The organism is Exiguobacterium sp. s181, from assembly GCF_018617125.1.
GTDB classification, from domain to species: Bacteria; Bacillota; Bacilli; order Exiguobacteriales; family Exiguobacteriaceae; genus Exiguobacterium; species Exiguobacterium profundum.
The window spans coordinates 70,228-94,679 of the sequence record NZ_JACSJM010000002.1 but is presented as its reverse complement, the minus strand read 5'-3'; the positions used below and the strand labels follow the sequence as shown (position 1 = coordinate 94,679).

General features: G+C 49.2%; 20 protein-coding genes. 8 read left to right on the top strand and 12 right to left on the bottom strand.

The window, feature by feature from the left end; genetic code table 11:
* Positions 1 to 35: 35 nt before the first annotated feature.
* From KNO70_RS06740 to KNO70_RS06710, 7 genes are all read right to left on the bottom strand, one after another.
* Positions 36 to 2,333, bottom strand: a complete 2,298-nt coding sequence (locus KNO70_RS06740) for a glycoside hydrolase family 65 protein (RefSeq protein ID WP_214811621.1) — start codon at positions 2,331 to 2,333, stop codon at positions 36 to 38.
* Positions 2,334 to 2,541: 208 nt separating this feature from the next.
* Positions 2,542 to 2,961 (bottom strand): YflT domain-containing protein, encoded by a 420-nt coding sequence (locus KNO70_RS06735; RefSeq protein ID WP_214811618.1) that lies wholly within the window; start codon positions 2,959 to 2,961, stop codon positions 2,542 to 2,544.
* A 121-nt stretch (positions 2,962 to 3,082) separates the two neighbouring features.
* The gene (locus tag KNO70_RS06730; RefSeq protein ID WP_015880986.1) at positions 3,083 to 4,141 is read right to left on the bottom strand and encodes a LacI family DNA-binding transcriptional regulator; all 1,059 of its coding nucleotides are present in this window, start codon (positions 4,139 to 4,141) and stop codon (positions 3,083 to 3,085) included.
* Positions 4,142 to 4,196: 55 nt separating this feature from the next.
* Entirely contained in the window at positions 4,197 to 5,699 is a 1,503-nt protein-coding gene (locus KNO70_RS06725) for an alpha-amylase family glycosyl hydrolase (RefSeq protein ID WP_214689326.1), read from the bottom strand.
* A gap of 23 nt (positions 5,700 to 5,722) precedes the next feature.
* Positions 5,723 to 6,556: a sugar ABC transporter permease gene (locus KNO70_RS06720; RefSeq protein ID WP_015880984.1), complete on the bottom strand. Its 834-nt coding sequence runs from the start codon at positions 6,554 to 6,556 to the stop codon at positions 5,723 to 5,725.
* Between the two features lies 1 nt (position 6,557).
* On the bottom strand, positions 6,558 to 7,910 hold the full coding sequence (locus tag KNO70_RS06715) for a sugar ABC transporter permease (RefSeq protein ID WP_015880983.1): 1,353 nt from the start codon (positions 7,908 to 7,910) through the stop codon (positions 6,558 to 6,560).
* A 105-nt stretch (positions 7,911 to 8,015) separates the two neighbouring features.
* Positions 8,016 to 9,281 (bottom strand): extracellular solute-binding protein, encoded by a 1,266-nt coding sequence (locus KNO70_RS06710; protein ID WP_078146451.1) that lies wholly within the window; start codon positions 9,279 to 9,281, stop codon positions 8,016 to 8,018.
* A 370-nt stretch (positions 9,282 to 9,651) separates the two neighbouring features.
* On the opposite strand from KNO70_RS06710, the gene KNO70_RS06705 reads away from it, so the two are divergent.
* Both KNO70_RS06705 and KNO70_RS06700 read left to right on the top strand, forming a co-directional pair.
* Positions 9,652 to 11,436, top strand: coding sequence for a glycoside hydrolase family 13 protein (locus KNO70_RS06705; protein ID WP_078146450.1), 1,785 nt, complete (start codon positions 9,652 to 9,654; stop codon positions 11,434 to 11,436).
* A 159-nt stretch (positions 11,437 to 11,595) separates the two neighbouring features.
* On the top strand, positions 11,596 to 12,954 hold the full coding sequence (locus tag KNO70_RS06700) for an MATE family efflux transporter (protein ID WP_214811615.1): 1,359 nt from the start codon (positions 11,596 to 11,598) through the stop codon (positions 12,952 to 12,954).
* 24 nt (positions 12,955 to 12,978) lie between these two features.
* Here the strand turns inward: KNO70_RS06700 and KNO70_RS06695 are convergent, their stop codons facing one another.
* The gene (locus tag KNO70_RS06695) at positions 12,979 to 13,719 is read right to left on the bottom strand and encodes an enoyl-CoA hydratase/isomerase family protein (RefSeq protein ID WP_240499870.1); all 741 of its coding nucleotides are present in this window, start codon (positions 13,717 to 13,719) and stop codon (positions 12,979 to 12,981) included.
* Positions 13,720 to 13,863: 144 nt separating this feature from the next.
* Here KNO70_RS06695 and ybaK point away from each other — a divergent pair, with 144 nt between their 5' ends.
* From ybaK to KNO70_RS06665, 6 genes are all read left to right on the top strand, one after another.
* Positions 13,864 to 14,328 (top strand): Cys-tRNA(Pro) deacylase, encoded by a 465-nt coding sequence (gene ybaK, locus KNO70_RS06690; RefSeq protein ID WP_159561895.1) that lies wholly within the window; start codon positions 13,864 to 13,866, stop codon positions 14,326 to 14,328.
* A gap of 19 nt (positions 14,329 to 14,347) precedes the next feature.
* Positions 14,348 to 15,046, top strand: a complete 699-nt coding sequence (gene pssA / locus KNO70_RS06685) for a CDP-diacylglycerol--serine O-phosphatidyltransferase (protein ID WP_074037646.1) — start codon at positions 14,348 to 14,350, stop codon at positions 15,044 to 15,046.
* Between the two features lie 88 nt (positions 15,047 to 15,134).
* On the top strand, positions 15,135 to 15,884 hold the full coding sequence (locus tag KNO70_RS06680; RefSeq protein ID WP_214758423.1) for a carotenoid biosynthesis protein: 750 nt from the start codon (positions 15,135 to 15,137) through the stop codon (positions 15,882 to 15,884).
* Positions 15,850 to 16,548 carry a lysophospholipid acyltransferase family protein gene (locus KNO70_RS06675; RefSeq protein ID WP_214811612.1) on the top strand — a complete coding sequence of 233 codons (699 nt, stop codon included), beginning with the start codon at positions 15,850 to 15,852 and terminating at the stop codon, positions 16,546 to 16,548. Before KNO70_RS06680 ends, KNO70_RS06675 begins: the two co-directional genes overlap by 35 nt.
* Positions 16,545 to 17,612 carry a glycosyltransferase family 2 protein gene (locus KNO70_RS06670; RefSeq protein ID WP_214685851.1) on the top strand — a complete coding sequence of 356 codons (1,068 nt, stop codon included), beginning with the start codon at positions 16,545 to 16,547 and terminating at the stop codon, positions 17,610 to 17,612. The genes KNO70_RS06675 and KNO70_RS06670 overlap by 4 nt, the downstream gene beginning before the upstream one ends.
* Before the next feature lie 26 nt (positions 17,613 to 17,638).
* Complete coding sequence (locus KNO70_RS06665) at positions 17,639 to 19,105, top strand: phytoene desaturase family protein (RefSeq protein ID WP_214811609.1); 1,467 nt, start codon at positions 17,639 to 17,641, stop codon at positions 19,103 to 19,105.
* Positions 19,106 to 19,548: 443 nt separating this feature from the next.
* Here the strand turns inward: KNO70_RS06665 and KNO70_RS06660 are convergent, their stop codons facing one another.
* From KNO70_RS06660 to KNO70_RS06645, 4 genes are all read right to left on the bottom strand, one after another.
* Positions 19,549 to 20,388, bottom strand: coding sequence for a phytoene/squalene synthase family protein (locus tag KNO70_RS06660; protein WP_214811606.1), 840 nt, complete (start codon positions 20,386 to 20,388; stop codon positions 19,549 to 19,551).
* Positions 20,357 to 21,835 (bottom strand): phytoene desaturase family protein, encoded by a 1,479-nt coding sequence (locus KNO70_RS06655; protein WP_214811603.1) that lies wholly within the window; start codon positions 21,833 to 21,835, stop codon positions 20,357 to 20,359. The genes KNO70_RS06660 and KNO70_RS06655 overlap by 32 nt, the downstream gene beginning before the upstream one ends.
* Positions 21,832 to 23,325, bottom strand: a complete 1,494-nt coding sequence (locus KNO70_RS06650) for a phytoene desaturase family protein (RefSeq protein ID WP_214811600.1) — start codon at positions 23,323 to 23,325, stop codon at positions 21,832 to 21,834. Before KNO70_RS06650 ends, KNO70_RS06655 begins: the two co-directional genes overlap by 4 nt.
* Before the next feature lie 69 nt (positions 23,326 to 23,394).
* Entirely contained in the window at positions 23,395 to 24,426 is a 1,032-nt protein-coding gene (locus KNO70_RS06645) for a class I SAM-dependent methyltransferase (protein ID WP_214685835.1), read from the bottom strand.
* Between the last annotated feature and the right edge of the window lie 26 nt (positions 24,427 to 24,452).

Genomic DNA, 24,452 nt, shown 5'->3' with positions numbered 1-24,452 from the left:
CGACCGAGGTCGGCTTGTTCGTATGAAACGATTGGTCACGCTTTCACTGTTTCAATTGTAATCGACTCGTTTGCAGGAACTGTCACTGCATTTCCATATACATGGATGGTCACATCTGTACCACTTGTTTGCTTGATTGTCACTTGTTCACGTGATGATGTGACCGTCAAGTGATGGCCGCGCCAGAGCATGTTGAACGAGTAACCGTTCCAATCTTTCGGAATCATCGGGCTGAACGAGAGGTTATCCTCTTGAATGCGCATTCCGGCGAATCCATGAACGATGGACATCCACGAACCGACCATCGACGTGATGTGCAATCCGTCTTCCGTGTCATTGTTATAGTTGTCGAGGTCAAGGCGCGCCGAACGTTGGTACAATTCGACCGCTTTGTCTTCATAACCGACTTCTGCCGCAATGATCGAGTAGACACATGGTGACAAGCTCGATTCGTGAACCGTGCGTGGCTCGTAGAAGTCAAAGTTTGCACGTTTCTGTTCGACCGTGAAGCGGTCACCGAACGTATAGAGTCCTTGGAGGACGTCAGCTTGTTTGATAAAGTTCGAGCGAAGGATGCGATCCCATGACCAGTTTTGGTTGAGTGGAAGATGTTTCGGATCGAGGTCTTTCACCAAAATCTGCTCTTTATCCATGAATCCGTCCTGTTGCATGAACACATCTGGAACGAGATCATCTTTTGGATAGTACATCTTCGTTTGGATGTCTGCCCACTTCGCAAGTTCAGCATCCGTGATGCCGAGTGTCGATACGAGCTCTTCGAGACGTGCAGGTTCTGCCTCTTTCAAGTAGTTGTACACTTCTTGCGTATATTCGAGCGTCCATGCGGCGATCAAGTTCGTATACCAGTTGTTGTTGACGTTGTTGTCATATTCGTTCGGACCTGTGACGCCTAGGATCATATACACGTCTTTGTGCGGGACAAAGTTGACGCGGCTAGCCCAGTAACGCGAGATCTCGACCAATACTTCCAATCCGTATTGTCCAAGGTACGACTTGTCGCCTGTGAAGTTCGTGTAGTTGAAGATCGCATGGGCAATCGCACCGTTACGGTGAATCTCTTCATGCGTGATTTCCCACTCGTTGTGACACTCTTCCCCGTTCATTGTGACCATCGGATAAAGCGCACCTTCCATACCGACATTCTTCACAGCATTCTCTTTCGCCTGTGGCAATTGGTTGTGACGGTACTTGAGCAAGTTCCATGAGACTTCTGGTTTGGCTGTCGCCAAATAGAAGTGCAGGCAGTAGGCTTCAGTATCCCAATACGTCGCACCGCCGTACTTCTCACCTGTGAATCCTTTTGGACCGATGTTAAGACGTGAGTCTTCACCTGTATATGTTTGATACATGTTGAAGATGTTGAAACGGATTCCTTGTTGAGCTTCGATGTCTCCATCGATACGAACATCCGCATCTTCCCAGCGTGCGAGCCATGCTTCCGTCTGTTCAGCGAGAAGTGTCTCAAATCCTTTTTCGAACGCCGCTTCGACACGTGTCATCCCAGCTGACTGCAATGCTTCAATCTCGTGGTCGCGGTTCGTGACGACCGACACATATTTGTAGGCTGTCGCTGTCTCACCAGCAGCTGCGTTGACCGTGAATTTATTGGCAACGAACAAATCTGTCGCTTCAAGCACTTCACAACGAGCGCCTTCGACGTCCGCGATCATCGATGCCGTGACATGCCAGTCGAGTTTCTTCGTCTTCGTCGTAACGAAAGCGAAACGCTCTTCCACACCACGGTCGACCGGAAGCCAGAACTTCTCATCGTAGTTCGAGTCTTCGTTGACGACATCACCATCTAAATATGGCGTGAACTCAATTTTTGCTTCGTAGTTGACTGGTGTGACGTTGTAACGAATGGCCAAGATTTCTTTATCTACGATTGAGAAGAAGCGGACGACTTCCACTTTCGTCTCTTCTGTCCCGTTCATCAAGGTGAACGTCCGTGTGAGAACACCACGTTGCATATCGAGCTCACGGGTGAAATCTTTCACTTCCCATTTCGCCAAGTCGACCGGTGTCCCATTGATGACCACGCGGAGACCGATGACGTTTGTCGCATTCAACACTTTGGCAAAGTATTCAGGGTATCCGTTCTTCCACCAACCGACACGTGTTTTATCCGGATAGTAGACGCCCGCCACGTAGAATCCTTGGTGCGTATCATTCGAGTAATCTTCCTCAAAGTTCCCTCGCATCCCCATATGCCCGTTCCCGAGCGATGTGATGGATTCTGCAAGGCGGTTCTCTTTCGGGTGAAGACCTTCCTCTGTTACTTTCCATTCATCGACTGCAAACAATCGTTTCATCTGTCTGCCACTCCTTTTTCTCTACAAGGCTACCTTCGACGGACAACTAGTTCATGCAACCGTTTGTCTATGAAAGCGCTGTATTTAATCTCACCTTTCATTTTACACAACTGAAACGAGAATGCAATCGTTTGCATAAAACTTTTTATTTCTTTTTTTCATCACAATTTACAATTAAAAAAACCGCCTCAAATTGAGACGGTTTCAATCAATTTTTCTGTCCATTTTCCGGATTCTCACCAAATGCCGCATTCGCTTCGTGTCCCTCGAATACCGCACTTCGCCCATCATTGAATCCGGTATCGGGTTCGTCGATGACGAGCGCGTATCCCCCTTGCTTGATTGAAGCATGCGCCCGTTCGATTTCGTCGTCCGCGATCCCTAAATCGGTCAGCGCCTGTTTCGTATCCCGATCCTCGCTTCCCCCTTCGTTGAGGTTGTCTAACCAGGATGTGTCACCTTCTTCTACGTTTAGGTTCGTCTCTCGTTTAAGAACGTGAACGACTTCATCCCGCTCCGTCACGACAAATAGTTCCCCTTCATCATAGCCGCCTTCTTTCAGCTCATTGATTTTAGACAGTAGACTTTCTTTCGTATCGAATGTTCCGACAAATCGTCTTTCACTCATCTCTATCCATCCTTTCGATTTCGATTTCGATTTCTTCGAAAAAGATGTTCCCTACTTCATGAGGCTTCAATCAAAAGGATATGCAAAAGACGACTCCGCTCTGGCGAAATCGTCTGGTCAATCAAGAATTCGATTCTAATGTTTCGGTCGCCTTACTCTTCTTCTGCCCACATGATTGGCGGACGACCAGATAATGTGGCACAATGACACGCTTCCCATAAGGGGGTGCATTATCACTGATTTGTTCGATCAAACAGTTCGTCGCCTCGAAACCGAGACCGAAGATGTTAATTTCGACCGACGTGAGTGGCGGGTTCGAATGTTCCGCGATATACACGTTATTGAAACTGACGACCGCGACGTCCTCTGGGATTTTGAGCCCCATCTCGCTTAATGTGCTGATGACGCCGAGTGCCATCATATCGTCACTGACAACGACGGCTGTCGGTGGTTCCTCATTTTGTAACAGTTCACGCACGGCCTTCGCGCCGCCCTTCGTCATGAATTCAGCCCGGGCGATGTAATCTTCGCATACCGGGATGCCTGCTTCCATGAGGGCCGTCGCGTACCCGTTTCGACGATCTTGTGTGACGGCGAGTTTATCCGATCCCCCGATGAAGGCGATGCGACGATGACCTAAGTTATAAAGATGTTTCGTCACTTCACGACCAGCCAAATAGTTGTCCGTATCGACGTAAGTGATGGAAGAAGCGTCCCCGAACGGCTTCCCGACCACGACGAACGGAAACTTCGTTTGACGTAAGTATTGGACGACTTGGTCGTCTTCACGTGAATAAAGAACGATGACACCGTCGACACGGCGTCCTTGTACCATCTCGATCACACCGGACAAAACTTCTTCTTCTGTCACGCCGGTCGTCATATAAAGCGAGTATCCATTCTGGTGCGCCTTCGTGCTAATTCCTCGTAGCACTTCCGGGAAGAACGGGTTTTGAAGCGTCTTTGTTGCCGCGCTCGGCATAACGAGACCAATCGACTGCGTCGAGCGGTTAGCGAGACTTCTCGCATGAATGTTCGGATGATACCCGAGCTCTTCCATGGAACTTCTGACCCGTTCTTTTGTCTTTTGACTGATTCTTGGGCTGTTGGCGATGACGCGAGAGACTGTCGACGGCGCGACGTTCGCGTGCTTCGCCACATCTTTGATTGTGATTTGCATGGTGTTCCCCCCTGCTTCCGTGAGTTCGATTCGTGCCTTGCGGCGTTTCATGTCTTTATTTGCGGCGCTTCCACATGACCAAACCAGTCAAGAAAATCGGAATCGTAACGACGAGCAAGCCCATCATCCACGGATTGACCGAAGATTCCTCAACGATGTAAGCGTTCGCACTTTCACCAGACAGTTCAATTGTAAACGTTCCGCGCTGATCTGTGACCAGTTGTGAGAATAAGAGACCACGAAGTCTCGTATCTTCCCCGATTTCACTGACATCGATCTCAATCTCCCGATCGTCACGATTCATGTTGATCGCATAGAGCGCGACGTCATCTCCGTCTTTCCGTTCGAAGACGGCCATCCCGTCTTCTGAGGCGATCATGCGCTGCTCTCCTGTCGCAAAGACCGGATATTCTTCCCGCATGCGGTTCATCGTCGCGACGTATTCGTGCAACTCTTCATTTCCCGGGAATTCCGTCATGACACGGTTCGCCGGGTCGGTTCCACCGGTCTGCGCATTTTCTGTTCCTTGGAAGACGATCGGCATACCAGGTGACGCATAAAGCGCGAACAACCCGAGGCGTAATCGTCGTTCCGCTGATTCCACACCGCCGAGTTCCGCCATATGCATGAAGCGTTCGACATCGTGATTATCGAGGAACGTCGCCATCTGGTTCGGGTCGTTGAAGAACGTTTCGGCATAGCTTGCGGCAACGTCAATCTCATCGACGTTCGCTTGCTGTTGCGTCATCGTTTTCGACACCCGGTCATAAAACGTAAAGTTTGTGATGCTGTTGAACCCGAGATCGTCATATTGCGCGACGTATTGCGGGTCTGGGTCGAACACTTCGGCGAGTAAATAGAAGTCTGGGTCGACCGACCGCACACCTTCGACAAAGTCTTTCCAGAACGCTTTATCGACGTGACGAACCGTATCGAGGCGATAGCCGTCGATGTCCGTCTCTTCGATCCAGTACTTCGCCGCGTCAATCAAATACGATTTGACTTCCGGATCCTCTGTTTTGAAGTCAGGTAAGTCGAACAACCAGTGCGTCTCGACCTGCTCCTGGTCTTTCCAGAATACAATCGGTAACTGTTCGTGAAACCATTCCGGCTTTTCTTTAACCCATGGGTGGTTCGGACCGACGTGGTTGACGACAAAGTCGAGAATGACTTTCATGTCTCGCTTGTGCGCTTCCTGAACGAGTTCCTGTAAATCCTCTTTCGTCCCAAACTGTGGGTCGATGTTATAAAAATCTTTAATCCAATACCCGTGATAGCCGTCCGGCATATTTTCAAAAACGGGTGTCAACCAAATCGATGTGAAGCCGAGTGATTCGATATAATCGAGCTTCTCAATGACCCCACGGATATCACCTCCGTGAAACGCTTTCGGATCATCTTTGTCCACCTGTTCATTGTTGTCGGGATTCCCGTCAACAAATCGGTCGACCATAATAAAATACATGCGTTCTTGTTCCCAAGTAGCGGCTTCCTTTGCTCCGACGACGGTCGGAAACAAAAGAAGCGACAGGAGCACGAGCACGACGCCTCGCCTCATATCGCTTCCTCCTTTTACGAGTATTATCCTTTCGTACCACCCGCTGTGAGGCCAGAAACGAAGTAGCGTTGGAACATGAAGAACAAGATGACGATTGGAAGGGCCGAAAGAACCGCACCTGCCGCGAATAACGTGAAGTTATTATCAAACTGTTTCGAAATCATGTTGTAAAGGCCAACTGCCAATGTTTGTTTCTCTGGTGAACGAAGGACGAGCGATGCCAAGATAAAGTCGTTGAATGGTCCCATGAAGTTAAAGAGAGCAATCGTTGCGACAATCGGCTTCGCGAGCGGCAAGATGATTTGCCAGAAGATTCGGAGGTGACCGGCACCATCCATGCGGGCTGCTTCGTCAAGTTCTTTTGGAATCGTGTCGAAGTACCCTTTCGCCAAGTACGTGTTCATCGGAATCGCACCACCCGCATAGAGCAAGATGAGCGCTGTATGTGTGTCAAGAAGGTTTAGCATGTTGAGCAATACATAAATCGCGATGATCGCAACGAACTGTGGCACCATCTGAAGGACGAGGAACAAGACGAGCGAGTTCTTCCGTCCGACGAAGCGGTAACGTGAGAAGACGTATCCGGTAATCGTCACCAAGACGACAGAGAGTGCCATCGTGATGAAAGCGATTTTCAACGTGTTCACATACCATAAACTATAATCCGAAATCGTTAGGTCAAACAAGTTTTTGTAGTGAATAAACGTCGGGTTCGACGGAATAATCGTTGACGTAATCGTACGCCCCGGGTTGAACGATGTACCGACAACCCAAAGCATCGGATAGAGAATGATGATCGACGCAAGCGTCAAGATGACATACGAGATCGCCAAATTGATTCGTTTTTGTTTTTTCATATCAGATCATATCCTCGTCTTTGAAAGATTTTGTCCGACGGAACTGGATCACGGCAAGTGTCATGATGAAGAATGACAAGATGAGTGTGATCGCAGCCGCAAGTCCGTATTGCGGGTTGGCACCGAGAGACAATTTGTAAATCCAAGAAATTAAGATGTCGGTACCGCCGGCCGTTTGTCCAGGTACAGCAGGGCCACCGCCATTAAAGAGATAGATGATGTTGAAGTTGTTGAAGTTGAACGTGAACTGCGTGATCAAAATCGGTGCTGTCGCGAACAAGAGCATCGGCAATGTGATCAAGCGGAACTTGTCGAAGATCGTTGCTCCGTCAATCGTCGCCGCTTCATACAAGTCACCAGGAATCGACTGAAGCACACCCGTCATGAGCGTCATGATGAATGGGAAGCCGAGCCACCATTGAATGAGCACGAGTGCCGTACGTGTCGCCGTCGGATCGGTCATCCAGTTGACCGGGTCAAGACCGAGTGCCGGCAAGATTGTCGTATTGAACACCCCGAACGATTCGTTGAACATCGAGCGGAAGATCAAGATCGTGATGAATGCTGGGACCGCCCATGAAAGAATCAAGATCGAACGGAACAAACGACGGAAGCGAAGTCCTTCTTGGTTCAAGAGTACCGCAAGGAAGATCCCGATTGCGATGACACCTGTCGTTGAAGCGACCGTCCAAACAAGCGTCCAGCCGAGTACGCCGACGAACGTGTCACGGAAAATATCGATTTCAAAAATACGTGTAAAGTTCTCGAATCCGACCCATTCGACGAGTTTCGCTGGTGGTGCGTTGTTGTAGCGATAGTTCGTAAAGGCGATCAAGAACGTAAAAATCAATGGAAGAATAACGGTAAACACTAACAAAATGAGTGATGGGATTAACATTAAGTATGGGAATCCATGGTCACGCAAGTTGCGAAGTTGCATTTGGAACGATGGAAGGTTTAGATGCTGATCACGAGCGCGACCGACACGATAGGCGTCACGAATGTTCCAAACATAGAACGCGATTCCGAAGAAAAGTAAAATTAACGCGACAATCCCCTCGACCATCAAGAAGATGGAGTGGTCGTTACGAGGTCCTGGCACTTCACCAAGCGTGATCAATCCCCAAAGTCCTCCACGGTCACCTGGTCCGGCGCCCGCCCCTTTGAAAAATAGATCATAGTTTACGGCAAAATAAGATACGACGACGATAAAGAACGCTACCGCCTTCGCGTATTGTTTGTTGTATAACTGTCCGAGTCCCGGAATGATGGAAAGTAGTCCCGCGTTCCGAGCATGGTTTGTAGGCTTGTCCGGGCGTTGGTCCGGTGATTTAGGGTTCGCAATTGCAGCCATCCTCAGTTTCTCCTTTCGATTTGAGCAAATCAATCAAGCAAACGTTTGCTCAATGCTAGAAAATGATGGGGAACGCCATGTGACGTACCCCTTCATCTCAATTCCTTATTGGTTGTTCGCTTGGATTTGTTGTTCGATGACTTTCACTGCATCGTCTGCAGATTTTTGTGCATCTTGTTTACCAGTTGCTACAAGCTGAAGTGCTTGTGCCATTGGCTCCCAAACTTGTCCCATTTCAGGAATGTTCGGCATTGGGATTGCGTTTGTTGCTTGGTCGAATACCGCTTTCGCAACTTCGTTCGACGTGATTGTCTCGTTCGACTCGAGTGCTGCTACTGGCGGGATCTCGTTGTATGCTTCAAACATTGCCAATGCGTTTTCTTCATTCGTCAACTCTTGAAGGAACATTTCAGCCCACTCTTGGTTTTCTGTGTAAGCTGAAAGGGCATATGTTTTCACACCCATGAACGTCTTGATTGGCTCACCGTTCGGAAGTGTTGGCATTGGAGCCGCTCCGAGGTTCACGCCTGCATCTGTGTAACCAGCCACAGCCCATGGTCCGTTCATGACTGAATGAGCTTTCTTCTCAGTGAAGAGTTGGTCCATCGCTTGGCCACCAGACTCACCGATCAACCCTTTAGGGAAGAGGCCTTCTTCGTACCATTTACCGATGTATTCGAATCCTTCAACTGCACCTTCGTTGTTCAAACCGATATCCGCTGGGTCGAGTGCGCCACCGTCTTCTTTGAACACGTATCCGCCGAATCCAGCGACAACACCATGTGCGAAGTAGAAGTTATCCCAAAGTGCGAGGAATCCGTACTGCCCGTCAGCTTTCACATCGTTTGATAACTTGTAAAGGTCGTCCATAGATGCTGGAGCTTCAGCCATCAAGTCTTTGTTGTACATGAGAATTGGTGTCTCAACTGATTTTGGATATCCGTAAGCTTGACCATCGTACATGACAGCTGATTTCGCAGCGTCTGTGAACGCGTCAAGCGATCCTTCGTCAGCGATTGGAGCCAAGTGACCTTGGTCTGCGATTGTACCGATCTGGTCGTGTGGTACGAGCACGATGTCTGGACCTTTTCCAGCTGGACCGTCAAGCGCAAGCTTGTCTTTTTGGTCTGTCATCTGTACTTCGACAACTTCAACTTTTACGCCATGCTCTTCTTCGAACGCCTTCGCAACTTCTTTCGTTGTTTCAGACTTTTCGATGTCTTCCCAGACTACGATCTTTTCAGGTTTGTTCTCGCTTGAAGAACCACCTTCGTTAGAAGATCCGTTGTCCGTTCCGCCACCACATGCAGCAAGTGCACCGAATGCGAATACTGCTGTTGAAAGTCCTGCTACCATTTTTTTCATCTTCATGATGAAAAACCTCCCCAAGGAAATAGTATGGTCAGATTTGCGCAATCGCACGACCACGTCAATTTTAAAACTCCGCTACGAAATTGACATGGTAGTGAAAACGTTTGCATCCTCACCTCAATTTTTATTATACAGTTGTGAAAGCGTTTTACAAGTCTTTTTTTACACTTTTTTTACGTCTGTTGACCCATTTATGTAATTTTCAAATGTTTGTTCTTAAATCTTCACTTTTTATGCGTTTCAGCAATTGACAAAATGTAAACGCTTTATTAACCTTTGCTTGAGCAAACGTTTTCGCAACATCTGTTCTCATGGATTCCCGATGTTGTAAAATGATGTCATCCCCTATAAAGAAAGGAATGTTTTCCTTATGATGAAAGAAGCGATTTATCATCGTGCCATGTCCCCGTTCGTCTACAAATATGATCGTGAGACGATCCATATTCGTTTCCATACGAAGCGAGGCGATATCGAGTCGGTCGATTTGATTTGGAACGACCCATATGATTGGCACGCTGAAGACCCAGCCATGTGGAACTTCGATCCGGACAAGCCGAGCTACTGGCGTACATACGAGACTCCAATGGAGAAGATCGGGTTTGACGACGCCTATGACTATTGGTTCATCGCTATCAAACCGCCGTTCCGACGTCTACGTTACGGTTTCCGTTTGAATGATGGACAAGAGACGGCCGTCTACACTGAAAAAGGATGGTTCGAGGAGAAGCCGCTCGATGATACGGGCTACTACTTCTGTGTCCCATTCATCAACCCGATCGATATCTTCCATGCACCGTCCTGGGTGAAGGATACGGTCTGGTATCAAATCTTCCCGGACCGTTTCGCCAATGGCGATGCTTCACTCAATCCTGAAGAGACGCTCCCATGGAACTCGACAGAGCCGACGACGACAAACTTCTTCGGTGGCGACTTCCAAGGAGTGATCGACCATATCGATCATTTAGTCGAACTTGGGATCACCGGCATCTACTTCTGCCCGATCTTTAAAGCGACGACGAACCATAAGTACGATACGCTCGACTATATGGAAATCGATCCGCAGTTCGGGACGAAAGAGAAATTTAAAGAGATGGTCGACCTCTTGCACGAGAACGGCATCAAAGTCATGCTCGACGCGGTCTTCAACCATGTCGGATATCATCACCCATGGTTCCAAGACGTCGTCGAGAACGGGCCATCTTCTGAGTATCGCGATTGGTTCTATCTTCGCGAGTTCCCGATTGCGACAGAGCCGAAGCCGAACTACGACACCTTCGCATTCGAAAAGAACATGCCGAAGATCAATACAGAGCATCCAGAGTTAAAAGCCTACTTATTAGATGTTGCCCGTTACTGGGTCGAAGAATTCGGTATCGACGGGTGGCGTCTTGACGTCGCTAACGAAGTCGACCATGCGTTTTGGCGTGACTTCCGCACGGCGGTCAAAAATGCGAACCCGGAAGCCTACATCCTCGGGGAGATTTGGCACGACGCACAGCCTTGGTTACAAGGTGACCAGTTCGATGCCGTCATGAACTACCCGTTCACGAATGCGAGCTTGAACTACTTCGCCCTCGACCGGACGACCGCTTCGGAGTTCCGTAACGAGCTGACGCGTGTCGAGATGATGAACACGATGAACGTCAACGAAGTCACCTTCAACTTGATCGATTCGCACGATACACCTCGTGCGTTGACACGGGCGAAAGGACATAAAGGCAAGTTCAAACTCTTGATGACGTCGATGCTGACTTATACAGGTAGCCCATGTATTTACTACGGGGACGAAATCGGACTTGAAGGCGAACAAGACCCGGGTTGCCGTCGCTGCATGCCATGGGATGAAGCCGAAGAAGACCGTAACCTCTTCCGCTACATCCAAAAGCTCATCCAGCTTCGTAAGGACCACCCTGTGCTCGCAAATGCCGGCTCGTATCGCTTCAACCTGGTCGACGATGCGAACAATGCGGTCATCATCGAGCGGTGTACGAAAGATGAGACATACTTGGTTTACTTCAACAACTCAGACTCTGCTTCGAAACTGAATCCTCTCGGTTATACAGGAGCAGCCACGGACCTCTTGCATGACCGCGACCTCGACTCACTCGAAATCGAACTGGCGCCATTTAGTGCTGCTATTCTGAAATTGAAATAAATTCGAAAATCACCTGATTTCTTCGGGTGATTTTTTTGTTGAAAATAATTCAGCAAACCCCTTTCTTTTTCATTTCATAAGGAGTAAGATGACCTTTGACATTTTTATAAAACAAATAGTTAACAGAAAGAATTATAGAGAAAAGGGAGAATACACTACATGCAGACGAAACAAACGGAACAGCTCACCCTGTTCAAACTGTCGTGGCCGATTTTCATCGAACTTGCCCTCCATATGGGAACCGGGATCATCGCCACATTGATGCTCGCTCACTACTCAGACGCCGCCGCCTCGGCCGTCGGGGTTGCCAACCAAATCTTAAACGTGTTCTTGATCGTCTTTAGTGTGACGTCTGTCGGGGCGACCATTTTGATCGGTCAGGCCATCGGGGCTGGGCGCATGAAGAAGAGTCGTGACTTCGCCCGCTCCGCCGTCAGTTTGAACATGTGGCTCGGTGCGATCATGGTCGGCGTCATCTTCTTGTTCGGCGAAACGTTCTTACGCCTGTTCGGTCTATCGGACGAACTGTTTGCACACGGGTTGTTGTTCCTGCAAATCGTCGGCTTGTCGTTATTCACCGAAGCACTCATCATGGCGCTCAGTTCGATCCTCCGGAGTCACGGGATGACGAAACACGCCATGCTCGCGACGCTTCTGATTGATATCATCACCGCCGTCGGTGCCATTTTTGCCGTTACCGGCTGGTTTGGCCTTCCGGTCACAGGCGTTGCCGGTGTCGCTTGGGCCATCGTGATCGCACGATTCGCCGCTATGATTCTCTTGTTCTGGCTCGTCAAACGGAAGCTCATGATTCGCTTCCCGTTAAAAGAAGTGATTCGTCCGAAGAAAGACGACATCCAGTCACTCCTTCAAATCGGTGTTCCTTCTGCCGGGGAGAACTTGTCGTATCAGGCATCCCAAATTATCATCACTGGATTTATCGCGACGATGGGCGAGGCTTCCCTCGCTGCTCGGGTGTACGTGATGAACTTGTCGATGCTTGCCTTCTTGTTCACCGTCGCCGTCGCGCAAGGGACCCAGCTTTTGATCGCACGGGATATTGGAGGGAAACGTTTTAAAGAAGCCTATCATCGTGCCGTCAAGACCTTGAAGATTGCCATGTTCGCTTCGTTCGTCGCCTCTCTCGGTTTAGCGGTGTTCAGCGAATCGCTACTCGGTCTCTTCACGTCAAACCCTGACATCATCGCGGTCGGTGTGCCCATCTTATGGGCGACGCTCATTTTAGAGCCGGGTCGCGCCATGAACATCGTCTTGATGGGGTCGTTGAAGTCTGTCGGGGACGTCCGCTTCCCGGTCATGATCGGGATCGCCTCGATGTGGGGTGTCGCCGTGGCGTTCAGCTACTTGTTCGGTCTTCAAATGGGGCTCGGTATCCTTGGGATTTGGCTCGCCTTCTCCCTCGATGAGTGGTTCCGCGGATTCTTCGCGTTCCGTCGTTGGAAATACGGGACGTGGCAACAAAAAGGCTTCCAGTTCGAAGCAAAATCAACCACGTAAAAAAAGCGGCCGCGGCCGCTTTTTTTATTTCATCAAGAATGCCTGCATCGCTTGGCGGTGCACGTCCGTGTCCCCACACTTCCGTTGCCATTCGATTTCTTCATTCAATCCATCCTCAAATGAAGCGGCTCGCATGAGCGCCTTCATCCCTTGAACAGCGACCGGTGATTTCGCAGCGAGTGTCTCCGCATATGAAGTCAATCGCTCCGTATACATCGCATCTTCCACGAGCTCGGTGACGAGCCCGAATGAACGCGCGGCCTCCGAGTCAATCGTACTGCCACTCCAGAGCCAATCTAACGCAAGGTCGTCGCGCATGAGTCGACGCAGGTGATATGGACCGCCCGCATCCGCGACCAACCCGATTTTAATGAACGCCGAGCTGAACTTCGTCGACTTGGCGACGATTCGAACGTCTGCCGCGAGTGCCAAGCTGAGCCCTGCTCCAGCCACGACACCGTGAATCCCTGCGATGAGCGGTTTACGACTTGAGAAAAGTGCACGTACGAGCGGATGATACACGTCTTCTAAATATTCCCCATAGTCCGCATCGCTCTCGATCGTTAAATCTTGTCCGGATGAGAACGCTCGTCCCTCACCGACAAGGACGATGACGCGAACGGCGTCGTCCTGTTCAAATGTGTCGATTGCCGTTTTCATTTCACGAAGCAACGTCTCGTTCAAGGCGTTTAGCTTTTCAGGTCGGTTCAGTTTCAACCACCCTACCCCATTGTGTGTCGTCAATTGAATCGTCTCCACTTCCATTCCCCCTTCAAAATGAATCACTGTTCATTTCTTCGTCATTGCTTCAAACTCCTTCCTTTACTGAAAAGTTTTTTGAAGTTCAATTGCCGGGAAGTTGGTTGATTTGCTATTCTAAAAGGAGTCGGTCACGAAAGGATGAGTCAGATGCAACTGACAAACGCCGCTCGGCAACTGAAACAGAAGAAGATTCCGTTCACCTATCATACGTATGAAGTCGATGACACCGATGTCTCAGCTAAACATGTGGCGATGACATTGAATAAACCGCTCGACGAACTGTATAAAACGATTTGTCTCATGAACGAGAAAAAGCAATATGCCTTCTTTCTCATCTCTGGAGAGCGTGACATCGATTTAAAAGCAGCCGCTAAAGCTTGGGGGGCGAAGAAAGCATCGACCGTCCCGATGAAAGAGCTCGAGACATTGACCGGTTATATTCGAGGAGGAGTCTCTCCGATTGGGGCGAAGAAGCCGTTCCCTGTCTATCTGCACGAAGCAGCTCAAGACAGAGAGACAATCACCATTTCTGCTGGAAAACGCGGCTATCAAATCGAATTAACACCTGAAGATTTACTGCAATTTACAAACGGGCACTGGTTCAGCCAATGACCTTACTGGGGGCAAAATTATGTGGAAAGAACGTATCCGTTCGTGGGTCCCAAACTCCTTTACGTTCGGAAATTTATTTTGTGGTGTCGTCGCCATCGTCTACGCCGCACGTGGTGACTTCTCAAACGCCACACTGTTAATCATCATCGCGATGATGCTCGACAGTTTAGACGGGCGCCTCGCCCGTATGCTCGGGGTCGCTGGCGATTTTGGGAAAGAATTGGACTCACTCGCTGACATCGTCACGTTCGGGGTCGCACCGGCGATGCTCGCTTATTACACCTTCTTTATTGATTACGGCAATTATGGATTGTTTTTTGCGGCACTTTTCCCGCTATTCGGTGCCTATCGCCTGGCTCGCTTCAATTTATCAGCGACAAACGTTGCAGCGAGTTACTTCTCTGGTGTCCCGATCACGGCCGCCGGGGGACTTCTCGCTGTCATCACAACGTTCGGTGACCGCGTCAGTGAACTGTTGACACCGATTTTCTTCACAGGGCTCGCCTTGTTGATGGTCAGCCGTGTTCGCATCCCGAGTTTTAAAGATGTACCATTGCCACGTCACTCGTTCATCATTACCATCAGTCTCGTCTATGTGACGTATATGATGTTCGCACGTTGGAAAGAATGGCCGACATTTTGGTTCATCGCCATCCCGTTCTATGTCTTATTCATCGCCTTTTCGTTCGTGAAAAGACGAAAACGGATGGCCAATTGAGAGTCTCGTTCAGCGAGGCTCTTTTTTGTACATGCATTTGTTAGACGAAGACTTCGATGAGCTTTAGAATGAAAGAAGAGGTGATGGAATGAAAGTGTATCCGTTTATTTGGAAATGGTTTATTGTTTGGTATTTCATTGGGTTGATTTTAGTTGGATTCGACCTGCTTCCGCCTTGGCTCGAGTGGGCAAACCCCGTCTTTTTATGGCTAGCCGGGGCGATTGGTGGAACGATTCTTTATCAAGGGATTCGACAAGGAGCTTGGATTGTTCCGTTTATTTTCTTCGGTTCAATCGCTGTGGAGACATTCGGCGTGAAGACGGGATTCCCGTTCAGCGAATACGTCTACGCTGAGGCGTTCGGTCCGACAGTGTTTGGAGTCCCTGTCACTATCGGTGCGGCATGGCTTGCCGTGATTGGCTCTAGTTTTGCCGTGGCCCGTCTCTTCCCATTCCGCCACAATATTTTATGGCTCGTTCCGATTCTCGCCGTATGGCTCGATATGGCAATCGATCCCGTAGCGGCAAACGTGAAAGGCTACTGGGAATGGGCGAATGACGGCTTGTACTATGATATCCCGACACAAAACTTTATCGGTTGGTTCGGGTTATCCCTTATTTTCTCATGGTTGTTACAGCGTCACGAACGCGCTGTTGATTCCTTGTTCATCCGGCACGGCGTCTATTTGTTCGTCATGCTTCACGCACTCTTCGGTGTCACGGCTGTCAATGCAGGTCTCTATGGCATCGGGCTCCTCAGCATCCTCACATCCGGAGTGATTCTACTTGAAAGGAGGGGGCGCGATGATCGAGTCACACAAAAAGAAATGGTTCAATAACCTGTTCTCGACGTTCGTGCGGGAACGTCAAATACGTCCCACCTTCCATAACATTTATATCCGAACGGACGACGTTCCGACCCCCGGATTATTTTTAAGTACACATAGCGCGTGGTGGGACGGTCTCATCATGTATATGATCAATGAACATTTTTTACGACACGATATTCATGTGTTGATGGATGAGGATGGACTACGTCGCTTCCCGTTCTTTCGACACCTCGGTGCCTTCTCGGTGAAAAAAGGAAGTCTCTCCGATGTACGGGTCTCACTGGCTTATGCGAATGAATTGCTCGCGTCCGGGAAATCCGTCTGGATGTTCCCTCAAGGACAAGAGATGCCACAGGAACTTCGACCTGTCGAAATCGAGTCTGGCGCGACGTTGTTACTGAACGACCGCCCCGTCCAATTATGCGCCATGTACTATTCGTTTGAGAACCATGCGGAACCCCTTGTATATGTCCGCTTTCGAACAGTAGTCGTGACGTCGACGACACGACGAGATCAGAAGCAGGAAATCGCGCAAGCACTTGAAGCGCTCTATGACGACGTGCGACAAGACGCCATCATTCGGTCTGATGCCTATGTGCCGCTCTTTCGACCACGTCGTAATCTTGCTGAATGGACAGAAACGATGTTCCGACTTGGGAGGGGACGTTCATGATCTTATGGCTGCTCACCCTCTCGATGTTTATCTTTACCCTAATCAATCTTTCGTTCTTGAGACCGCTCGCCGACCCAGGACGCACACCGGCGACAGCCGTCTGCATCCCGATGCGCAATGAGTCGCGTCACGTCGATCGACTGATTTCAAATTTAAAGCAGGCGATACCGGATGGGACTCATGTTTATATCTACGAGGACCGCTCCGAGGATGATACATATGAAAAATTGAATCGCGCAATCGGTAACGATACCCGTTTTACCGTCATCCAAGGTGTTCCTTTGCCCCATGACTGGGCCGGAAAAGTTCATGCTTGTCATCAACTAGCATCACGCACGACTGAACCGTATCTTCTCTTTTTAGATGCGGACGTCACGATCGATTCGAGTTTTATCGCCCGCATGCATGCCACGCTCGCTCGAGAGCAGGCCGTCTTTTTATCAGGTTTCCCTCAATTTCCGACATCCACATTTCTCGGGAAATTGTTGATTCCGATGCAACACGTGCTCATCGCCCAACATCTGCCTTTGTTTTGGCGTAAAGTGAAACACCCCGCATTTGCCGCGGCGAATGGCATGAACGTACTCGTCGAGCGGAACAGCTACGAGGAAGTTGGCGGACATGCTGCTATTCGAACGTCGTTGATTGATGATATCGATTTATGTCGAACGTTCAAACGTCATCAAAAAGTCACGTCACTCGTTCAAGTCTCCCCGTTCATCTCCTGCGACATGTATGAAACGAATGAAGAAGTGTGGACCGGGTTTTCAAAGAACGTATTCAAGGGAATGAATGAATCAGTAGGACTCGCCTTGTACTTCATGACATATTACGGCATCCAGTTGACGGCTATGCTCGCTTGGATCTTTTCACCGAGTTGGCAGACGATTAGCGCAGCGATTTTCGTGCTCCTCGCGCGTCTCGCTGTCGATCTGAAATCAAATGGGTCCGGTACATGGTACCATCCACTCAGTTTAATCGCTTACTTGACCTTACTCGGGAATGCCGTCATTCGTAAATGGAGACGGTTGCCCATCACGTGGAAAGGTCGTCACTATTCCTAAGCAGACGTCTAAAGGGGGACAATTGTATGAAACAAATCATAGTGATTGGGGCTGGTCTCGGTGGACTAAGCGCCGCCGTCACGCTCGCAGCACGAGGTTATGACGTCACGGTCATTGAAAAGAATCAACATGTCGGTGGCAAACTCATGCCCATTATAACCGACGGTCACCGGTTCGACTTTGGTCCAAATACGATCACGATGCCGGATGTATTTCGTTCAGTCATTCGAAATAGCGGGGCCAATCCGGATGACTATTTTGAGTTAATCAAGCTCGATCAACATACCGTCAACCACTACACAGACGGGTCATCCTTCACGTTCAGTGCCGATCGGGCAAAACTTGAGGTCGAAGTACGGCGTTTGACCGGTGACCAGTTGAAACACAATCAGATGCGTGCCTATCTAGATGAAGCGGAAAAGCTGTTCGACATTGCGAATAAGCGCTTCTTCACACAAATGGACACAAAGTTGGATCCCGGTCTTTGGGCGGACATGGTCAAAGTGCATCCACTTCAAAGTTTGCACGCCCTTCACAAGAAATATTTCAAGGACCCACGCATTATTCAGGCGCTCGACCGCTATGCGACGTACATTGGTAGCAGCCCATACGTGACACCAGGTACGTTCGCCCTTATCGCACATTTGGAATTGAATAAAGGCGTCTATTTTGCGAAAGGTGGAAACTGGAATATCGCAAAAGGGTTCGCCAAACGGGCGAGCGAACTCGGAGTGACGTTCCGACTCGGTCATGAAGTGACGAAAATTGATGTATTGAACGGAAAAGCACATGAGGTCGTCGTCGATGACCAAGAAGTCATCTCGTGTGATGCCGTTCTTCTCAACGGTGAACTCTTGACGCAATACCCGCGACTCGTTGACGCGAAAGACCGCCCATCTTTCCCGGTCCCGACACGCGATACCGTCGAACCTTCGATTTCCGCATTCGTCATGATGGTCGGATTGTCCAAACGATTGAATTTGGCACACCATAACGTCTATTTCTCAGACGACTATGAAAGGGAATTTAAAGCACTTTTCCAAGAAGAACGTTATGCAGACGAACCGACAATCTATATTTCGAATTCTTCCGCAACCGATCCGTCGATGGGCGAGGCAGGAGACAACCTGTTCATCCTCGTCAATGCTCCGGCACATCTGACCGAAATTGATGCAGATACGTATGAGCATTTGATTCGCAGACGATTACGTATGTTCGGTGTGGATTGGGAAGAAGAAGAGGTGCTCTACCATAAGCGGGTGACCCCACAAGATTTGACTCGCGATTTTTATGCGTATTATGGCGCACTTTATGGCACGTCGGCCAACTCGAAAAAAGGGGCATTTTTTAGACCTGCACCGCGATCGACAGATGTATCGAACATCTGGTTCGCTGGCGGTTCGACTCATCCTGGCGGTGGAAGTCCGATGGTGACGCTTTCAGGACAATTCGCTGCACGATCGATGTTAGAGGACATACCTCTGACAATATGAACATTTTGTGAACGCGAGTTTCGACACTTGTCGACAATTGAAAGACGTGATAATATCATATTCGAGTTCAAGCAGTTCTGTAGCGTTTGTTACACCTGTAGCGATCGAATGGCTTCCCCGAGCCTCATCGCGTTTTGAACTTGTCACACCCGAGAAAAAGTGATGAGCGAGTTTCCCCACTCGTATCCCGTAGTTGAGACAGCTTGCGTATGATGTTCCCCCTTAGTCCATCAAGCATCCTGTTTCGACGAAGATGTCCCAACTGATTCATTCCCCATGAATCCCGGCACATCTTTAGGGCTTCATCACAAACCGATTCATTCGTTTCCCCGATGAATGAATCACATAACGCTTACGCCACTTTTGGTCCCCCGCCAAAAGTGGTTTTTTTTGCGTACAAAAAACTGTAGACGCCATCGAGCGTCTACAGGGAATCGAATCGCTTATAGTTTTGCCAACAACTTTCCTTTTTGTAAGGTCGATACGTATGCTCGCTTCGTGAAGACGTCATGTCGATTCGCACGGGCCGCATCAAGGATCCCTTCATAAAGAAGAGCCGCTGCTTGTACCGGCTTTCGACTCGCAAGTGGGTACAGATGATGGGTTTCCCGTGCCCGTGCATACAAGAACTCTGCTCGATTCGCCACGGCCTCCCATAGATCGATAAAGACAGGGGTCACTTCTCGTTGTTGTAACATCTCTTCACTCACACCGTACTGACGCATCATCGTACGTGGTAAATAGATGCGGTCTCGATTCAAATCTTCACCGACATCTCGTAAAATATTGGTCAGCTGCATCGCAATGCCAAGGTCGATGGCGCCTTGTCTTAGCTGACGTGTCGTCGCTTCGTCCTGATTTGGGATAAGGATCGGGAGCAACATCAAGCCGACCGTACTCGCTGCATAATAGCTATACTGCTCGGTCTCTTCTAGCGTCTCATACCGTGACTTATGTAAGTCCCATTTCATCCCTTCCGCCAACTCAAAGAATGGTTCGACGTCCATGTCATAGCGTTTCCATACATCACGAAGGGCAACCCATAGTGCTTCATCTTGGTCGTAACCAGCTAAAAAGCGGTCGAAGTCATGCAAAAATGCTGCCAAACTCTCTTCTGGACGGTCTGATTCATCGACCGCATCATCGAGGGTGCGACAGAACGTATATACTGCCATGACCGCTTGACGGTCTGGTTTTGAGAGCAAAGAGAAGGCCCGGTAAAAGGTTAACGAGCCCTTCTTCATGATTTCCTCACATTGACGATACGCTTCTTGTGTCGTCACGATGCATTGCCCCCATTTCTTCTTCCATTTTTTTCACAAGTAATTGCGACCCAATCATAACGATGGGGACGCCACCGCATGGATGGACGGATGCGCCCACCGCATAAAGGCGTTCGATTTTCGGGAAGGGTCTCGCTTGTGGTTTGAAGGCGGCTGACTGAGATAACTTTGGTGCAATCCCAAAACTTCCTCCTTCGAACAATCCGAATCGCTCAGCATCCATCGGTGTCCGGACTTTCATCTCGATGACGCGTTCACGGAAATCAGGCATGAATGCCTCGATTCTTCCTAATAGGTGTTCGATTGTCCCTTGTGCCTCAAAGTCTTCTCGTTCCAATTTTCGAGGAACCGGGACAAGAACATATAATACACTCGTTCCTTCTGGCGCGAGGGTTACATCCATTCGCGATGGATTAAAGGTGTACATCGCTGGATACTCACTTAGTTTACCATCCTCAAAGATCGTACGCATCGATCCTTCAAAATCATTCGGTAAATCGAATTGGTGAATCGGTAAGTCGAGTTCGCCGTTGACGGCGAAATAAAGAAGTAACGTACCGCTTGACGGTTCATACGTCTTTGGCGTCACACCATCAATCAGGCGCTCCATGAGTGGAAAATCACCGTTCACGACGACTGCATCATACGGTACATATTCGTCATTGACCGTGATGCCATTGACCACCCCGTCCTCGACATGGACACGATTGACGGTAGCATTCATCTCGAAATGAACACCTCGACGCTTCAACTCTTGTTCCATTTTCGTCGCTAGCGAAAAATATCCTCCTTTTACATACCAGACTCCTTCTTCTTGTTCACGATAAGGAATGAGTCCATATAACGAAGGAGTGGCATAAGGATTTCCGCCGATATAGAGCGTTTGTAAACTATAGGCGACACGTAAACGTTCGTCTTCAAAGAAGCGTTTCATATTCGCATGAGCCGTCTCATATGCTTTTAACCGCATGAGAAGGAGAAGCAGTTTAGGCTCGAACAACTCCGCTTTTGAGGCATAACTACGATCTAAAAACGTATCGAAGCCAATCCGATACTCTTCTTTCTTTTGGGACATGTACTGACGGAAGGCATCTCCTTCGCCGAAAGTTCGTTCGATTTCTTCCGCCTGTCTCTCGATTTCCCGATATTTATAGAATGATGTCCCGTCTTGATAACGTAAGCGGTAAAGTGGATCGACTTCAATCAACTCCACTTCATGTTCAGGAAGACCCGCCTCAATCAGTTGTTGTTTCAGTTTACTCGGCAATAAGACGATGGTTGGACCTTCATCGACTTTCGCCCCATTATCGAATTCCACGTAGTTCAAGCGTCCACCGACCCGGTCCTCTTTCTCATAAATCGTGATTTGAAGTGACGGATTGCGTTTCGTCAATAAGAGGGCGGCATATAGTGTACCGACCCCTGCTCCGACAAAGCTAATATTCATCGGCCGACACCTGCACGGTCACGCAAAAGGTTCGTCGTGATCCGCGCTGATTCAAAGATGGTCGGCAGCCCACTTCCTGGGTGGGTCCCACCGCCGACGAGCCAGACGTTGTCGAGCTCTTCGAATTGGTTATGCGGGCGGAAATACATCATCTGCGATAAGTTGTGCCCTAGATTGAACGTTGCACCTTCATATACACCAAACGCTTCCCAGTCCTCAGGCGTCAACGCCTCCATCACCTCGATGTGTTGACGGATGTTTCGGTAAGGGGAACGTGTCTCAAGCGCGTCGAGAACGCGCTCTGTCATGGTCGCTTGTAACGTCTCCCACGGGAGGCCAGATAAATTGTTCGGCACCGGTACGAGAACGTAAAGCGATGACTTGCCAGGAGGCGCAAGTGTCTGGTCGATGCGTGAGGCATTCTGTACATAAAACGAGAAGTCCTCGCTCAATTTCAATTCTTGTGTCATCTCTTTGACATTCAATTCATAATCGTCCGCGAAGTGAATCGAGTGATGCGCCACATCTTCGTAGATGTGATCGAGCCCGAGATAAAGCATGAATGTCGAGCACGAGTAACGCTTCTTCTTGAGTTGAGTCGGACTCCACTTCGTTAGTTTACCGTCTGGAACGAGCGACGTCATCGCATGTGCGAAGTCCGCACCAATCACGACTTCATCAAACGCATAATGGACACTTCCGGACACGAGACCCGTCACGTTCCGACCATCCATGAGAAGACGTTCTACCGGTTCGCCTAAACGAATGACGCCTCCCTCTTCTTCAATCACTTTCGCCATCGCATGACATAGCTGGTTCACTCCGCCGATCGGGTGATGCACTCCGTAGGCGTGTTCCATGTAAGATAGAATGGAGAATCCACCCGGACATTCCCAGGCGGACATCCCTAAATATTTGGCCTGGAACGTGAACGCATACTTCAGTTCTTCGCTCGTGAAGTACTCGGACAAGACGTCATAAAGCGATTTACCGATTGAGAGAAACGGTAGCGCCTTAAGTACGCGCAACGAGACATAGTCAGTGAGCTTGTCATGTGCGGTCTGAAGCACAGGCATCAATTTAGACAGTTTGATCGCCTGTTCACTCATGAACCGCTCGTAGCCTTCCCCATTCCCAGGAAATTGTTCTTCGATGGCACGATACATCTGATCACGATCTGTTGTCATCGAGAGTTGACGCGTCCCACGGTCAAAGTACAAATCATACATCGGCTCCAATTGTTTCATCTCGACATAATCATGCAGATTACGTCCCGTCTCTTCAAAAATTTCTTCTAAAATATAAGGCATATTCAAAAACGTAGGTCCTCGGTCGAACGCAAATTCGCCTACTTCTAAGCGTGACGTTCTGCCGCCTACAAACGGTTGTTTCTCAAATACGGTGACGTCTACCCCGCGATGCGCCAGTAGCATCGCAGCAGCCAATCCACCGGGTCCTGCCCCAATAACGGCAACTCTTTGTTTCGACACACTCAACAACTCCCTATGTGAATAGTCTCTTATGTTTCTCTATCATTATAGGAATGACGGGAGACAAGTTCAATTTTGAATCGGTTGATTGAGCAGGTTTGTCTTTCCTCGCTCGGCGATGACGATATACCAAGAACCTTCCGGAATGAATGGGATGAAGCGGATTTGTTCAAAACCGACTTCTTGCATCTGCCGGCGCAATTGTGGAATGGTCGGAAGCGGGTACAAATTATCGTGGAGTGTCATGAATGCATTGAACGCGGAAGCGAATCGTCCACCGAGCGCTGTTTCGGCGAGCGGCGTCACAAGAACGGCGACCCCCTTCTCTTCTAATCGTTCCCGTAGTCTCTCAAGCAACTTGACCCGCTCTTCCGGCGAGAAATAATACAGCATATTGTTCATCATCACCGCATCAAATTGCTCGTCTGTTTCCCAGTTCATGAAGTCGGCGACCTCAAAATGAATGTCATCACTCTCGTCTCGTGATCGTGCCTCTTCAATTACCTCTTCCTCTAAATCGATGCCCGTCAGTTCCCAACTCGGTTCGAGCGCTTGTAGTTTACGTAAGTAGCCGCCGTGCCCACATCCAATATCGAGCATCGATTCGACATTTGCCTGTCGTAACAATTGTTGAACGATCGGAAATGCGACCGTTTCGACGAGTGTCGACGTCTTCGCGACGACTTGACCGTGTTCAGCTCCATCAAACGTCTTTTGCTTCCCAGACTCTAGAAATTCCGGATAAGCGATTAACGCGGGGATATGAAGCTCCATCATTTCTTGAAGCATGAACCCGATGCTCCGTTCATCGTTACCGGATAATTGATATTTCAATCCACGCGTCGGATAGTAGCGCCAGCCTCTCTTTTTCAAATGACGGACGGCGACCCCGACTTCTAACCAACGCTCTAGCGCAAGTTGTGTCAATGGGCGCTTTAGACGTAAATTCATCTCCGCCATGCTCGCGCCACCTTGAAGCGCATCGAATAGTCCGAACTTGTAGCCGATATAGCCGTGCCATAAGGGTAAAAATGATTCAGTTTGTTTCATCCATTTCCGCGCGTGTAAAACTCGTGTCCATTCCATCATCTGTTGATCCATCGTTTCACCTCATCGTCGTAATTACT